Below are 14,020 nucleotides of genomic sequence, written 5' to 3' on the forward strand. Positions count from 1 at the left end.
GCGCCGGGCCCCTGCTGGCGCGGCGGACGACTCATCCATCGTATCGGGTCAACACCGCACGCACCGCGCCCATTTCCCGTGGTCGAAGGTCAACTACCGGTGCGGAAGTCGTACCCCTCGAAGGTCTCCTGGGCCCGGGTGAAGCGGTAGGTGGCCCAGTGCATCCGGACCACCGCGCCGCGCTCGTCGCGGGTGAGCCGGAGCAGCTCGCCCACCTCCCGGCCGGCGACGGTACGGAACACGTCCGGCCGGTCCGGCAGCGGGGCGAACACGGCGGGCGGCTTGCCGGCCGGGTCGTCCGCGCCCCGGGCCCGCAGCGCCCCGTCGTGCCAGGAGAAGACGTACTCGAAGCCCTCCCCCCACCAGCGGCCCAGCACGCCGCGCAGGTGCTCCGGGGCGGGCGGACCGGGCGCCCACGGCTCGACGTCGGCCGGGTCGTGCTCGGCCGCGGCGGCGAGCAGCCGGTGCGGCAGGTCGAAGACCGCCACGCCGGTGCCGGAGGAGCCCAGCACCGCACAGCTCATCGCCCCCGCCGTACCGTCCCCGCCGCGGCGGCCGTAGGCGGCGGCCAGGAAACCGGGCATGGCCCCGTCGTGCCCCACGTGCATCACCCGCCCCGGCTGCGGCACCAGGATCAGGCCGAGGCCGAAACCGGCCGCCCAGACCGTCTCGTCGGTGCTGGTCAGCGGCCAGCGCATCTCGTCGAGGGTGGCCGGGGCGAGCACCGCGCCGGCCGGGTCGAGCGCCGCCGGGTCGGCCAGGAAGGCCGTCCAGCGGGCCAGGTCCGTCGCGGTGCTCCAGAGCTGCGCGGCGGGGGCCACCGCGCCGAAGTCGGTGGGCGGCTCCGGCCGGGCCTCGTCGGAGTACGCGTCGACCAGGTACCCGGTCGCCGCCCGCGGCCCCGGGTCGGGCCGGGTCGCGGTGAGCCGGAGCGGAGTCAGCACCCGGTCGGCCAGCACCTCGGCCCAGGTCCCGCCGCGCCGCCGGGCGACCAGCTCGCCCAGCAGCGCCATGCCCAGGTTGGAGTAGTGGTAGCGCCGCCCGGTGGGCAGGACCCGCTCCACCCGGGCCAGGTCGGCGAGGAGCTGGTCGACGTCCGGGGCGCGCAGGCTGTCCCACACGTCGCCGTGCGGCTCGCGCTGCAGGCCCGCGGTGTGCGACAGCAGCCGGCGTACGGTCAGCTCGCCGTGTGCCGGCAGGTCGAGGTGCCGCCCGATCGGGTCGTCGAGGTCGAGCAGCCCCTCGTCGCGGCACTGCATGACCAGCACCGCGGTGAAGGTCTTGGTGACCGAGCCGATCCGGAACACGGTCTCCGGGTCGAGCGGGGTGTCGTTGCCGGTCCCGCCGACCGTGCAGGTCCAGAGCGGGCGGTCGGCCCGGTGCAGGGCCACCGACACCGCCGGGATCCGCCCCTGGGCCTGCGCCTGCCGCACCATCCGGCCGAGCCGGTCATGCACCGTGATCATGTGGGCAGTCTAGGCAGCCGCTCAGCGGCAGAGCATCGGACCGAGCGGGGCGCCGCCGAGCAGGTGCGCGTGCACGTGGAAGACCTCCTGGCCGCCGTACGGGCCGGTGTTGAACATCAGCCGGAAGCCGTCCGCGGTCAGCCCCTCCTCCTCGGCCACCACGGCGGCCGTGGCCAGCACGTCGGCGGCGAGCGCCGGGTCGCCCTCGGCCAGCGTCGCCACGTCCGCGTAGTGCTCCTTGGGGATCACCAGCACGTGGGTGGGCGCCTTGGGGTCGATGTCCCGGAAGGCGAGGGTGGTGGCGGTCTCCCGCACGATGGTGGCCGGGATCTCCCCGGCGACGATCCGGCAGAACAGGCAGTCGGTTCCCATCCGGGCAGTGTAAGGAAGGACCCGGTCAACGCGGTGTACGCCGGGAAGGGCCCGTGCCGGACCGGCCGGCCGGGTGGGGCAGGATGGCCGGCATGGCGGGACGGGCGGTACTGGTGACAGGGGCCTCGCGCGGCATCGGCCGGGCGGTGGCGCGGGCGTTCGCGGCGGGCGGCGACCGGGTGGCGATCCACCACCGCGACTCGGCTGAGCTGGCCGAGGCGCTGCGCGCCGAGTTGCCCGGGGACGGTCACCTGGTGGTCCGCGCCGACCTCGCCGACCCGGCGGCCGTCCGGGCCATGGTCGACGACGCGGCCCACCGGCTCGGCGGCCTGGACGTGCTGGTCAACAACGCCGGCGTGTACGGACCCCGGGACCTCCCGCACCCGGTCTTCGGCAACACCTACGAGCAGTGGCGCGAGCAGTGGCGGCTGGTGCTGGAGACCAACCTGACCGGTGCCGCCAACGTCACCTGGTGCGCCGCGCAGCACATGCGCGGGCGGGGCGGCCGGATCGTCAACGTCTCGTCCCGGGGCGCGTTCCGGGGCGAGCCGGAGCAGCCCGCGTACGGCGCGAGCAAGGCCGGGCTGAACGCGCTCGGGCAGTCCCTGGCGCTGGCCCTGGCCCCCTACGGCATCGCGGTCGCGACGGTCGCGCCCGGTTTCGTCGAGACGGACATGACCACCACGCACCTCAGCGGCGAGCGGGGCGCCGCGATCCGCGCCCAGAGCCCGTTCAACCGGGTCGCCCGCCCCGACGAGATCGCCGCCGCCGTGCACTGGCTCGCCAGCCCCGAGGCCGAGTGGGCCTCCGGCACCATCATCGACCTCAACGGCGCCTCCTACCTCCGCACCTAACCCCCACCCCACCCCACCCCACCCCACCCCCGCCTCCCCGCTCCCGCCTCCCGCTCCCGCCACCCCCGGCGATCATGGAGTTATGGCACCTTACAAAGCGGGCATATCACTACCAAATGGGCACCACAACTCCATGATCGACGCGGCGAGGGCGCGGGGACGCCCGGGACGAGCGGGGCACCCGGGACGGGCGGGGTCGGGGGACGCGCGGGGCCGCCCAGGGCGCGCGGGGACGCGGGGGTGCGCGGGGCCGCCCAGGGCGCGCGGGGACGCGGGGGTGCGCGGGCGGGTTACCAGCGGGAGAGGCGGGTGGAGAGGACGCTGAGGGCGGCCACGCCGGCCGTGGAGGTGCGCAGGACCGAGGTGCCGAGGCGGACCGGGCAGGCGCCGGCCTCGCGGAAGGCGGAGATCTCGGGCCCGGCGATGCCCCCCTCCGGGCCCACCACCAGCACGATCTCGCCGGTCGACGGCAGCGCCGCGGTGGTCAGCCGGTCCGTGGCCTCCTCGTGCAGGACGAACGCGGCGGCCGCCCCGGCGATCCGCCGGGTCACCGTGCCGGTCGACTCGTCCGGCGTACCGGCCACCACGGGCAGCCACGCCCGGCGGGCCTGTTTGGCCGCCTCCCGGGCGGTGGCCGCCCACTTCTCCCGGGCCCGTACGCCCCGCTCGCCGCGCCACTGCACCACCGAGCGGGACGCCGCCCAGGGGACGATCTCGTCCACCCCGACCTCGGTCATCGCCTGCACGGCCAACTCGCCCCGGTCGCCCTTGGCGATGCCCTGCACCACCACGAGCCGGGGTACGGCGGCGTCGACGTACCCCCGGGAGGTGATGGCGAGGTCGAGGGTGCCCCGGCCGACGGCGGTGACCACCGCGGCGGCCGTGCCGCCCCGCCCGTCGGCGAGCAGCAACTCCTCGCCGGCGCGCAGCCGCTGCACGGTCGCGGCGTGGTGCCCCTCCGGGCCGTCCAGGGTCAGCGTGTCCCCGGTGGGCAGCGCCTCGACCAGGAACAGCGGGGCCGACACGTCAGGCGTGCCCGTTGAAGGCGTCGCGCATCCGGGAGAAGAAGCCGCCCTGCTTGGTCAGCTCGGCGACCTCCTCGCCCCGGGTCTTGGCGAAGTCGCGCAGCATCCGCTCCTGGTCGGCGTCGAGCTTGGTGGGGGTCCGCACGTCCAGGTGGACGTAGAGGTCGCCCCGGCCGGTGCCCCGCAGGTGCGGTACGCCCCGGGCGCGCAGCCGCAGCGTGCTGCCCGGCTGGGTGCCCGGCTTGACGTCGACGGGCTCCTCGCTGTCCAGCGTCTTGATGGTCAGCCGGGTGCCGAGCGCGGCGGCGGTCATCGGCACGGTGACCCGGCAGTGCAGGTCGTCGCCCTTGCGGGAGTAGACGTCGTGCGGCCGCTCGTGGATCTCCACGTAGAGGTCGCCGGCGGTGCCGCCGCCCGGGCCCACCTCGCCCTGCTGGGCCAGCCGGATCCGCATGCCGTCCTCGACCCCGGCCGGGATCTTGACGGTGAGCGAGCGCCGGGTCCGCACCCGGCCGTCGCCCGCGCAGGTCGGGCAGGGGTGCGGGATGGTGGTGCCGTAGCCCTGGCAGACGGTGCACGGCCGGGCGGAGACCACCTGGCCGAGGAAGGTCCGCTGGACGGACTGCACCTCACCCCGGCCGCCGCACGCCTCGCAGGTCGCCAGGTGGGTGCCGGCCGCCGTGCCCGCGCCGGAGCAGGTGGTGCAGAGCACCGCGGTGTCCACCGTGATCGGGGCCTCGACGCCGAAGGCGGTCTCGTTGAGGTCCAGCTCCAGCCGCAGGATCGCGTCGGCGCCCGGCCGGGTGCGCGGCCGCGGGCCGCGGGCGCCGCCGGCCGCGCCGCCGAAGAACGCGTCCATGATGTCCTGGAACCCGACGAACGGGCCGGCGCCGCCGGGGCCGCCCGGGCCGCCGCCCCCGCCGCCCGGCGCGAGCGGGTCGCCGCCCAGGTCGACGATCTGCCGTTTCCGATCGTCCGAGAGGACCTCGTACGCGGCGTTGATGTCCTTGAACTTCTCCTGTGCCTCCGGGTCCGGATTCACGTCCGGGTGGAACTGCCGCGCCAGCTTGCGGTAGGCGCGCTTGATCTCGTCGTCGGAGGCGTCCCGGCTCACGCCGAGAATGCCGTAGTAGTCCCTGGCCACTGCGTTCGGTGTCCTCGTGTTTCGTCTCGCGTTGCGCCGCGTCGGCCGCAGGTCGGCCGTCGGCCCTGACTGGTCAGTTCTGGGCCAGCAGTTCGCCCACGTAGCGTGCCACGGCCCGCACCATGGCGATATTGCCGGGGTAGTCCATCCGGGTCGGCCCGAGCACACCGAGCCCACCGACGATGGTGCGGCCCGGTCCGTAGCCGGTGCTGACCACCGAGGCGGCCCGCAGGTTGTCGAATTCGTTCTCGTCGCCGATCAGCACCCGGGTGGTGCTCGGCTCCGTCTCGCCGATCAGCTTGAGCAGCACGACCTCTTCTTCGAGCGCCTCCAGGATGGGCCGCAGCGAGCCCTGGAAGTCGAGCAGGCCACCCCGGGTGAGGTTGGCCTGGCCGGCCAGCGCGATGCGCTCCTCGTGCCGTTCGACCAGCGTCTCCAGCAGCACGGTGGAGAGCGTGGCCATGGCCGGGCGCAGCCGCGGGGTGGACTCGTCGACCAGCGCCTGGACCAGCGGCGGGGTCTCCGAGAGCCGGCTGCCGACCAGCTTCTCGTTGACCAGCCGGCGCAGGTCGGTGACGTCCTCGGCGGGGACCGGACCGGGCATCTCCACCAGCCGCTGCTCGACCCGGCCGGTGTCGGCGATCATGACGACCATCAGCCGGGTGGTGGAGATCGGCACCAGCTCCAGGTGGCGCACCTTGGAGCGGGCCAGGCTCGGGTACTGCACGACGGCGACCTGGCGGGTGAGCTGGGCCAGCAGCCGGACCGTGCGGTGCACCACGTCGTCCAGGTCGACCGCGCCGACCAGGAACCGCTCGATCGCCCGGCGCTCGGCCGGGCTGAGCGGCTTGACCCGGGAGAGCCGGTCGACGAAGAGCCGGTAGCCGCGGTCGGTGGGCACCCGGCCGGCGCTGGTGTGCGGCTGCCGGATGTAGCCCTCCTCCTCCAGCACCGCCATGTCGTTGCGTACGGTGGCCGGGGAGACGCCCAGCTGGTGGCGCTCGACCAGGGCCTTGCTGCCGACCGGCTCCTGCGTGGCGACGTAGTCCTCGACGATCGCGCGCAGCACGGCGAGCTTGCGGTCGTCGAGACCCATCTCCCCCACCTCCCTGACGCACCTCGACCCGCCGGCGCACCGGCCAGGCGGCCTGGCACTCGACTGTAGCGAGTGCCAGTCTACGTCGGCGGGCCCGTTGACGCGATGATCAGCGACGGACCCCTCGTGCGGCCCCGGGCACACTCCGCCAGGGCCGATCAGCCGGACATCCCGGTCGTTACCGCTCTGGTGCGGCCTTGCGTGCCGCACCTACCGTGACCCCCATGACTGAACCACCTCGCCCTCCCGGAGCGGGGGACCCCGGCGCCCAGCCGCCGGAGGCGACCCCGCCGTCGGCCCCATACGGCTCGTCGCCAGCGGACGAGCCCCCCACCGCACCACTGTCCGGGCCGCCGGTCGGAGGCGGCTATCCCCCGCCCGGTGGCTATCCGCCGCCTCCTGGCGGCCAGCCGCCGTCGGGCGGCTACCCGCCCCCAGGTGGCTACCCTCCGCCGGGCGGCCAGCCCCCGCCGGGTGTCGGCTACCCGACCGGCGGCTCGTACGGGCCACCGCCCGGCTACGCCAACAACGACGAGAAGACCTGGGCCCTGATCGCGCACTTCGGCGGTCCGGTCGGGGTGGTCGTCGGTGCCGGCCTGCTCGGCTGGGTCGCCCCGCTCATCGCGCTGATGACCCGGGGGCAGCAGTCGCCCACGGTCCGGGCGCACGCCGTCGCGGCGCTGAACTTCCAGATCACCTGGGCGATCGTCGGCGTGCTGAGCTGGGTGCTCACCCTGGTGACCTGCGGGATCCTGTTCTTCATCCCGATGCTGGTCTGGATCGTGCCGCTGATCTTCGGGATCATCGCCGGGGTCAAGGCCAACGAAGGGGTGCTCTACCGCTACCCGATGAGCTACAGCTTCACCAAGTGACCCGGGCGACGAGATGATCCCGGTCGGCCGGTGGGCCGGCCGGGATCGTGCTCAGGGCAGCAGGTCGCGGACCACCGCGTCGGCGAGCAGCCGGCCCCGCAGGGTGAGCACCGCCCGGCCGGCCGCGTGGCGGTCGGCGTCCAGCAGGCCGTCGGCCAGGGCGCGGCGGGCCGCCGCCCGCCCCGCCTCGTCCAGCACGTCCAGGGGCAGGCCGGAGGCGAGCCGCAGCCGCAGCATCACGTCCTCCATGTGCGCCTCACCGGGGGTGAGCACCTCCCGGGCCAGGCCGGGCGACTCCCCCGCCGCCAGCCGCTGGGCGTACGCGCTCGGGTGCTTGACGTTCCACCAGCGCACCCCGCCGACGTGGCTGTGCGCCCCCGGCCCGAGGCCCCACCAGTCGGCGCCGGTCCAGTAGAGCAGGTTGTGCCGGCACCGGGCCGCCTCGGTGCGGGCCCAGTTGGAGACCTCGTACCAGGAGAAACCGGCCGCGCCGAGGGCCGCCTCCGCGGCCAGGTAGCGGTCCGCCGCCACGTCGTCGGAGGGGTACGGCAGCTCGCCGCGGCGCATCCGGGCGGCCAGCCGGGTGCCGTCCTCCACGATCAGGGCGTACGCGCTGACGTGGTCCACCCCCGCCGCGACCACCTGGGCCAGCGAGGCGGCGAAGTCCTCCGCGCTCTCCCCCGGCGTGCCGTAGATCAGATCCAGGTTCACGTGGTCGAACCCGGCGTCCCGCGCCTCCAGGGCGGCGGCCGTGGCCCGGCCGGCGCTGTGCGTCCGGTCCAGGATCGCCAGCACCCCGGGCGCGGCGGACTGCATGCCCAGCGAGATCCGGGTGTAGCCGGCCGCCCGCAGGGTCTTCAGCGACTCCGGCGTGACCGACTCGGGGTTGGCCTCGGTGGTCACCTCGGCGTCGACGGCCAGCCCCCAGGTGCGGTCGATGCCGTCGAGGATCCGGGCGAGGTCGTCGGCGGGGAGCAGGGTCGGGGTGCCGCCGCCGACGAAGACCGTGTCCACCCGCGGCGGCGGGGTGTCGCCCAGCACCCGCCGGGCGAGCGCCAGCTCGGCCAGCACCGAGTCGGCGTACGTCTCCCGGCTGACGCCGCCGCCCAGCTCGGCGGCGGTGTACGTGTTGAAGTCGCAGTAGCCGCAGCGGCTGGCGCAGAAGGGGACGTGCACGTAGACGCCGAAGCCGCGGGCGCCGACGGCGCGGCGGGCGGCAGCGGGCAGCGATCCGTCGCGCGGGACGGACTCGCCTTCTGGAAGAGCGCCGGGCATGGCCACTAGTGTGCCCGGCATGACCTCTCCGGACGCTCTCGTGCGGGTCGCCACGGCCCGTGGGGTGACCACCCTCACCCTGGACAGCCCGCACAACCGCAACGCGCTCTCCACCCCGCTGATGACCGAGCTGCTGGCCGGGCTGGCCGCCGCGGTCGCCGACGACGCGGTCCGGACGATCGTGCTGGACCACACCGGCCCGGTCTTCTGCTCGGGGGCGGACCTGAAGGAGACCGCCGCCGCGTACGCCAGCGGGAGCGTGCCCGCCGGGATGCTGGGCGACGTGCTGGTCGCGGTCCGGGAGTGCCCGAAGCCGGTGCTGGCGAAGGTGGCCGGTCCGGCGCGGGCCGGCGGGCTGGGCCTGATCGCCGCGGCGGACCTGGCGGTCTGCGCCGAGGAGGCGACGTTCGCGTTCACCGAGGTCCGGATCGGGGTGATCCCGGCGGTGATCTCGGCGACCGTGCTGCCCCGGCTGCTGCCCCGGGCGGCCGCCGAGCTCTATCTGACCGGCGACACCTTCGACGGCCGGCGGGCCGCCGAGATCGGCCTGGTCACCGCCGCGGTGCCGGCCGACGGGCTGGACGCGGCGGTGGAGCGCTACTGCGCCTCGCTGGTCCGGGGTGCGCCGGCGGCCCTGGCCGGCGCCAAGGAGCTGCTGCGCCGCCCGGCCGCCGGCGACCTGCGCGCGGAGATCGCCGAGTTGGCCGCGCTCTCCACCGGGTACTTCCTCTCCGACGAGGGCCGGGAGGGTGTGCTGGCGTTCCGCGAGAAGCGCCCCGCCGCCTGGGTGCCGACGGGAGACTGAGGGCGCCGCGGCTGCGATGCGGCCGACGGGAGACTGAGGGCGCCCGCGGCTGCGGTGGGTGGCCACGGCGTGACCGACCGGGAGGCAACCGGTCGGACGACCCGATCCACCCATCCGGACACGTACGCTTGCGGACTGTCGGGACAGGAGGTGCGGGTGCGAACTCGGGCGGCGATCGTGGCAGCAGGGGTGGCCGTGTGCGTGCTGGCGCTGCTCGGTGTCTGGTTCGTCGCCAAGCAGTTCGGCCACCAGATCGGGCTGCCGATGGCGAGCCGCACCTGCACCGTCGAGGCCGACGGCGAGGTCGTGCTCAGCGCCGAGCAGATGGCGAACGCGGCCACCATCGCGGCGATCGGGGTGCAGCGGCGGATGCCGGAGCGGGCCGTGGTGGTGGCGCTGGCGACCGCGTACCAGGAGTCGCACCTGCGCAACATCGCCCACGGCGACCGGGACTCGCTGGGCCTGTTCCAGCAGCGCCCGAGCCAGGGTTGGGGCACGCCGGCCCAGATCCGCGACCCGCGCTACGCGGCGGAGAAGTTCTACGCCGCGCTGAAGAAGGTCAAGGGCTGGGAGAAGCTGCGGGTCACCGAGGCCGCCCAGCGGGTGCAGCGGTCGGCCTACCCCGAGGCGTACCAGAAGTGGGCGGTGAAGTCCGAGGTGCTCAGCCGGGCCCTGCTCGGCCACGCCACCGGCGCGGTGGCCTGCACGGTCGGCTCGACGCCGACGATGCGCGGCCCGGCCGCGGCGGCGGCGCTGGCGCAGAACCTGGCGCTGGACTGGGGGCTGGCCGGGCTGGCCGCGCCGGTCGACCTGACCGACTTCGCGGTGCCCGCGTCGGACAGCCGCAACGGCTGGCGGTACGCGCACTGGCTGGTCTCGCACGCCGACGACCACGGCGTGAAGCGGGTCCGCTTCGGCGACCTGGAGTGGACGGCCGAGCACGGCACGTGGAGCAAGGTGAAGTCCGGCCGCTCGGCGCCGACCCAGGTACTCGCGGAGGTCTTCGCGGCCACCTGACCGCCGCCGCTTGACACCGCGACCCGAGCGGGCCGCAGCCGGGCGCCGCGGGACACCGCGGCCCGAGCGGGCCAGCGTGACACCGCGACCCGTGCGGACCGCAGCGGGACGTCGGTGCCCGGGGGGCCGGCCGGCGGTCAGGCGGGGGTGACGCCGAGCCGGCGGCGGACCTTCTCCTGGAGCGCCGCGGGCAGCTCCGGCACGTCGAGCAGGGCGGGCAGCAGGTCGGGCTCCAGGGTGGTGGCCCGGAACACCTGGCCGATGGTGACCCCGTGCGCCGGCCGCTCGACCACCTCGACGGGGTCGCCCGCGCCCACCGCGCCCTCGCGCAGCACCCGCAGGTACGCCCCGGGCGCGGCCCGCGCGGTGAACCGCTTGATCAGGTCGGGCATGCCCCAGAAGCCGGCGAACGTGGCGCACGGGGTGCGCGGCTTGGTCACCTCGAGCAGGGCGGAGCCGACCGCCCACCGCTCGCCGATCACGGCGCCGGTCACGTCCACGGCGTACGTGGTGAGGTTCTCGCCGAAGGCACCCGGCCGCAGCGCCCGGCCCAGCTCGGCCGACCACCAGGCGGCGTCCTCCTCCGCGTACGCGTAGACGGCCTGGTCCGGGCCGCCGTGGTGGGCGCGCTCGCCGATGAAGTCGCCGGTCAGCCCGGCGAACCGGACGGCCACCGGCCCGTCGGCCGGCCGCTTGTCGATGCCGCTACGGCCGCTCGGGTCGCCCGCCCACTCCGCCTCGGTGATCACGCCGAGGTTCACCGCCGCCAACCTGCCCGTCATGGCGGCCAGCCTAGTGGTGGGGCCCGACCGGGGCCCGCCCGGCGGTCAGCCCTTGACCGCCCCGGCGACCAGGCCGGACACCATCCGGCGCTGCACCAGCAGGAAGAAGACGATCACCGGGAGGGTGAACAGCGTCGAGGCGGCCATCACCGAGCCCCAGGCCGTGTCGTCCCGGCCGAAGAAGAACGTCATGGCCACCGGCAGGGTGTACCGGTGCTGGTCGTTGATGAAGGTCAGCGCGAAGATCAGCTCGTTCCAGGCGGTGATGAAGGAGAAGATGCTGGTGGCCACCAGGCCGGGGGCGACCAGCGGGAAGAGCACCTTGCGGAAGGTCTGGGCGCGGCTGGCGCCGTCGATCGCCGCGGCCTCCTCCAGTTCCTTGGGCACCGCGGCCACGAAGCCGCGCAGCATCCAGACCGCGAACGGCAGCGAGAAGCCCAGGTAGGTCAGGATCAGGCTGGGCAGGGTGTTGTAGAGCCCGAGCCGCTGGATCATCAGGAACAGCGGGATGACCAGCGCCTCCAGCGGGATCATCTGCACCACCAGCAGCAGGATCAGGAAGGTGGTGCGCAGCCGGAACCGGAACCGGGCCACCGCGGTCGCGGCGAGCAGCGCGACCAGCCCGCTGAGCAGCACGGTGGCCACCGCGACCAGCACGCTGTTGAGGAAGAAGTCGGTGAAGGTGACGCCCGGGATGAGGTTGCCGGTGAGGATCTCCCGGTAGTGGTCCAGGGTCGGCTCGGCCGGCACCGGGCGCGGGGTGGCCGAGAAGATCTCCTTGTTCGGCTTCAGCGAGGTGGCGACCATCCAGTAGACCGGGAATGCCGCGAAGAGGGCGACCAGCAGGCCGGCGCCGTTGAGGGCGATCTTCTTCACGCCTGGTCCTCCTGCCGCAGCACCATGCGGACGTACACGGCGGTCACCACCAGCAGGATCAGGGTGAGGATGACCGCGATCGCCGAGCCGAGACCGTACTTGGGCGGCGGCGAGAAGGCCTCCGCGTACGAGTAGATCGAGAGCATGAAGGTGGTCCGGTCCTGGGTGCCGCCGGCCAGCACGAACTGCTGGGTGAAGACCTTGAAGTCCCAGATGGTGGAGAGCACCACGAGGATGCCGAAGACCGGGCGCAGCATCGGGAAGGTCACCGACCAGAAGACCCGCCACGGACCGGCCCCGTCCACCCGGGCGGCCTCCTGCAACTCGCTCGGCACGCTCTTCAGGCCGGCCAGCACGCTCACCGCGATGAACGGGAACGAGTGCCAGACCACCACCAGGGTGAGGATCGCGAAGAACAGCAGCGGGTCGTTGAACCAGCCGTAGCCGGTCCAGTCGCTGCGCCCGAAGAGGGTGGTCGACAGCCCGTCGGGCAGCTTGTTGAACAGCCAGGTGACCAGCCCGCTGGTGTCGTCGAAGATCCACTTCCAGACGATGGTGCCGGTCAGCGCCGGGGTGGCCCAGGCGAGCATCACGCAACTGGCCACGAAGGTGGCCATCTTCCGGCCGAGCCGGTTGAGCAGCAGCCCGACCAGGGTGCCGAGGATCATGGTGAGCGCCACGTTGGCCAGGGCGAAGAGCACGGTGTTGCGCAGCACCGTACGGAAGAACGGGTCACCGAGGATCTGGGTGTAGTTGGCCAGGCCGACCCAGGGCCACTCGCGGTCCCCCCGCAACTGCCGGACGCTGTCCAGTTTGTAGAAGGACATCATCACGACCTGGCCGAGCGGCCAGAGCAGCAGCACCGCGATGATCGCCAGGCAGGGCAGCAGCAACAGGTACGGGAGGCGGTCCGGACGGCGACGCCGCCGCGCGGGGGTCTCCCGCGCGGCGGACGTGCCGGTGGCCTCGGTCAGCGTCGTCACTTGGCGTTGAGGATGCTTTCCATCTCGGCGGCCGCGTCGGCGGTGGCCTTCTCGACCGTCTTCTGACCCTTGATGACCGAGCTGTTCATCGCCTGGGTCACCGTCTTGGTCCGGCTGACCTCGACCCACTTGGGGGTCAGCGGGGTCAGCTTGGTGTTCTGCATGGCGGTCGCGAACGCCGCCATCACCTTGTCGTTGGCGTAGTCACCGCTGCCGACCAGGTCCTGGTAGACCGGGAAGAAGCCGAGGCTGCTGGCGAACTCCTTGTCCTTCTGCTTGCTCAGCAGCACGGTCAGGTAGTCCCAGGCCAGGTCCTGGCGCTTGCTGTCCTTCCAGAGGGCGATGTCGGAGCCACCGGCGAAGGCCGGGGCGGCCTTGCCGTCCGGGCCGGGGATGGGGAAGGTGCCCCAGACCTTCTCGATGTCCGGGTTGTCCTTCTTCATCGCGCCGCCCTGCCAGCTGCCGGCGAACGCCATGGCGGCCTTGCCGGTGGCGAACTGGGTCCGGGCGTCGACCTCGTTCCAGCCGGCCGCGGCCGGCGGGGCGACCTTGTGCACGGTCACCAGGTCGGTCCAGAACTTGACCGCCTTCTGCGCCTCCGGGGTGTTGTAGCCGGACTTCCAGCTGTCCCCCTGCTTGGTGGCGATCTCGCCGCCGGCCGCCCAGAGGAACGAGTAGAACGGCAGCTCGGAGTTGCCAGGCAGGGCGATGCCGTAGGTGTTCGGCTTCTTGGCCTGGACCGTCTTGGCGACGCTGACCAGCTCGTCCCAGGTCGTCGGCGGCTTCACGCCGGCCTCGGCGAACCAGTCGGTGCGGTAGTAGATGGCCCGCACGCCGGCGTACCACGGGACGCCGTACTGCTTGCCGTCGAGCTGGGCGTTCTTGACCAGGCCGGGAAGGATGTCCTTGCCCTCGGACCAGCCGCTGAACTTGTCGGTGACGTCGGCGAGGGCCTCCTGGGCCGCCCAGCCCTGGGTCTCGGTGTTGCCCAGCTCGGTGACGTCGGGCCCCTCCCCACCGGCGAGCGCGGCCTGGAACTTCTTCGGCGCCTCGAGCCAGGGGATGTACTGCACCACGACGTCGGTCTCGGGGTGCTTCTTCTTGAACTCCGCCTCGACGCCGTCGAGGAACTTGGTCTGGGCGTCGCCGCCCTCACCCATCATCCAGACCGTCAGCTTGCTGTTGTCCGCGGCCTTGTCGTCGTCGCCGGAGCCACCGCAGCCGGCGAGCACCATCGCGGCCGAGGCCACGATGGCGGTGACCGGGGCCAGCCGCTTCCACCTGTTCACGCCATATCTCCCTCGCGCCGGTTTGGCACTAACCTTCTCCGCCGCACCTTAGTAGGAAAATTTCCTTTACAACAGGGGGCAGTCGCGGCGGGCGGCCGTGGCGACGGTATCGCAGCCCCCCGCCCCGGCGGCAGGGGTGCTGTCCAGGCAGGTCAGCACGGTGA

14 protein-coding genes are annotated in these 14,020 nt (G+C 73.6%); 4 read left to right on the forward strand and 10 right to left on the reverse strand.

Features of this window, described 5'->3' with window-relative positions; all coding sequences use genetic code 11:
• Positions 1-89 precede the first annotated feature (89 nt).
• Together ACIBPB_RS11245 and ACIBPB_RS11250 are read right to left on the reverse strand one after the other, a co-directional pair.
• A complete protein-coding gene (locus ACIBPB_RS11245) occupies positions 90-1,466 on the reverse strand; it encodes a serine hydrolase domain-containing protein (protein WP_396839405.1) in 1,377 nt (458 codons plus the stop codon).
• Positions 1,467-1,487: 21 nt separating this feature from the next.
• Positions 1,488-1,838, reverse strand: coding sequence for a histidine triad nucleotide-binding protein (locus tag ACIBPB_RS11250; protein WP_046571561.1), 351 nt, complete (start codon positions 1,836-1,838; stop codon positions 1,488-1,490).
• Positions 1,839-1,930: 92 nt separating this feature from the next.
• Here ACIBPB_RS11250 and ACIBPB_RS11255 point away from each other — a divergent pair, with 92 nt between their 5' ends.
• Complete coding sequence (locus tag ACIBPB_RS11255) at positions 1,931-2,692, forward strand: SDR family NAD(P)-dependent oxidoreductase (protein ID WP_396839407.1); 762 nt, start codon at positions 1,931-1,933, stop codon at positions 2,690-2,692.
• A 290-nt stretch (positions 2,693-2,982) separates the two neighbouring features.
• Here ACIBPB_RS11255 and ACIBPB_RS11260 read toward each other — a convergent pair whose 3' ends face one another.
• The 3 genes from ACIBPB_RS11260 to hrcA form a co-directional block, all read right to left on the reverse strand.
• A complete protein-coding gene (locus ACIBPB_RS11260) occupies positions 2,983-3,717 on the reverse strand; it encodes a 16S rRNA (uracil(1498)-N(3))-methyltransferase (RefSeq protein ID WP_396839408.1) in 735 nt (244 codons plus the stop codon).
• Between the two features lies 1 nt (position 3,718).
• A complete protein-coding gene (gene dnaJ, locus ACIBPB_RS11265; RefSeq protein ID WP_396839410.1) occupies positions 3,719-4,861 on the reverse strand; it encodes a molecular chaperone DnaJ in 1,143 nt (380 codons plus the stop codon).
• A 73-nt stretch (positions 4,862-4,934) separates the two neighbouring features.
• The gene (hrcA, locus tag ACIBPB_RS11270; protein ID WP_396839411.1) at positions 4,935-5,957 is read right to left on the reverse strand and encodes a heat-inducible transcriptional repressor HrcA; all 1,023 of its coding nucleotides are present in this window, start codon (positions 5,955-5,957) and stop codon (positions 4,935-4,937) included.
• 224 nt (positions 5,958-6,181) lie between these two features.
• On the opposite strand from hrcA, the gene ACIBPB_RS11275 reads away from it, so the two are divergent.
• Positions 6,182-6,829, forward strand: a complete 648-nt coding sequence (locus ACIBPB_RS11275) for a DUF4870 domain-containing protein (RefSeq protein WP_357322595.1) — start codon at positions 6,182-6,184, stop codon at positions 6,827-6,829.
• 51 nt (positions 6,830-6,880) lie between these two features.
• On the opposite strand, the gene hemW is transcribed toward ACIBPB_RS11275, so the two are convergent.
• Positions 6,881-8,104, reverse strand: coding sequence for a radical SAM family heme chaperone HemW (hemW, locus tag ACIBPB_RS11280; RefSeq protein ID WP_396839412.1), 1,224 nt, complete (start codon positions 8,102-8,104; stop codon positions 6,881-6,883).
• Positions 8,105-8,123: 19 nt separating this feature from the next.
• Between hemW and ACIBPB_RS11285 the strand changes: the two genes are divergently transcribed.
• Together ACIBPB_RS11285 and ACIBPB_RS11290 are read left to right on the forward strand one after the other, a co-directional pair.
• Positions 8,124-8,909, forward strand: coding sequence for an enoyl-CoA hydratase-related protein (locus ACIBPB_RS11285; protein ID WP_396839413.1), 786 nt, complete (start codon positions 8,124-8,126; stop codon positions 8,907-8,909).
• A gap of 156 nt (positions 8,910-9,065) precedes the next feature.
• On the forward strand, positions 9,066-9,926 hold the full coding sequence (locus ACIBPB_RS11290) for a hypothetical protein (RefSeq protein ID WP_396839414.1): 861 nt from the start codon (positions 9,066-9,068) through the stop codon (positions 9,924-9,926).
• Between the two features lie 137 nt (positions 9,927-10,063).
• Here the strand turns inward: ACIBPB_RS11290 and ACIBPB_RS11295 are convergent, their stop codons facing one another.
• The 4 genes from ACIBPB_RS11295 to ACIBPB_RS11310 are packed head-to-tail and all read right to left on the reverse strand — an operon-like array spanning position 10,064 to position 13,856.
• A complete protein-coding gene (locus tag ACIBPB_RS11295) occupies positions 10,064-10,708 on the reverse strand; it encodes an MOSC domain-containing protein (protein ID WP_396839415.1) in 645 nt (214 codons plus the stop codon).
• Positions 10,709-10,753: 45 nt separating this feature from the next.
• On the reverse strand, positions 10,754-11,584 hold the full coding sequence (locus ACIBPB_RS11300; protein ID WP_357322609.1) for a carbohydrate ABC transporter permease: 831 nt from the start codon (positions 11,582-11,584) through the stop codon (positions 10,754-10,756).
• Positions 11,581-12,567 carry a carbohydrate ABC transporter permease gene (locus ACIBPB_RS11305; protein WP_046571572.1) on the reverse strand — a complete coding sequence of 329 codons (987 nt, stop codon included), beginning with the start codon at positions 12,565-12,567 and terminating at the stop codon, positions 11,581-11,583. The genes ACIBPB_RS11300 and ACIBPB_RS11305 overlap by 4 nt, the downstream gene beginning before the upstream one ends.
• Positions 12,564-13,856 (reverse strand): sugar ABC transporter substrate-binding protein, encoded by a 1,293-nt coding sequence (locus tag ACIBPB_RS11310; RefSeq protein WP_357322615.1) that lies wholly within the window; start codon positions 13,854-13,856, stop codon positions 12,564-12,566. The genes ACIBPB_RS11305 and ACIBPB_RS11310 overlap by 4 nt, the downstream gene beginning before the upstream one ends.
• Between the last annotated feature and the right edge of the window lie 164 nt (positions 13,857-14,020).

This window comes from Micromonospora sp. NPDC049836, from assembly GCF_044465125.1.
In the GTDB taxonomy this organism is placed as follows: domain Bacteria; phylum Actinomycetota; class Actinomycetes; order Mycobacteriales; family Micromonosporaceae; genus Micromonospora.

Excerpts from the sequence above, each read along its gene's own strand:
- ACIBPB_RS11275 (WP_357322595.1), top strand. The coding sequence starts at position 6,182 with ATGACTGAACCACCTCGCCCTCCCGGAGCGGGGGACCCCGGCGCCCAG.
- ACIBPB_RS11295 (WP_396839415.1), bottom strand. The coding sequence starts at position 10,708 with ATGACGGGCAGGTTGGCGGCGGTGAACCTCGGCGTGATCACCGAGGCG.
- ACIBPB_RS11255 (WP_396839407.1), top strand. The coding sequence starts at position 1,931 with ATGGCGGGACGGGCGGTACTGGTGACAGGGGCCTCGCGCGGCATCGGC.
- ACIBPB_RS11250 (WP_046571561.1), bottom strand. The coding sequence starts at position 1,838 with ATGGGAACCGACTGCCTGTTCTGCCGGATCGTCGCCGGGGAGATCCCG.
- ACIBPB_RS11285 (WP_396839413.1), top strand. The coding sequence starts at position 8,124 with ATGACCTCTCCGGACGCTCTCGTGCGGGTCGCCACGGCCCGTGGGGTG.
- ACIBPB_RS11245 (WP_396839405.1), bottom strand. The coding sequence starts at position 1,466 with ATGATCACGGTGCATGACCGGCTCGGCCGGATGGTGCGGCAGGCGCAG.
- hemW (WP_396839412.1), bottom strand. The coding sequence starts at position 8,104 with ATGCCCGGCGCTCTTCCAGAAGGCGAGTCCGTCCCGCGCGACGGATCG.
- hrcA (WP_396839411.1), bottom strand. The coding sequence starts at position 5,957 with ATGGGTCTCGACGACCGCAAGCTCGCCGTGCTGCGCGCGATCGTCGAG.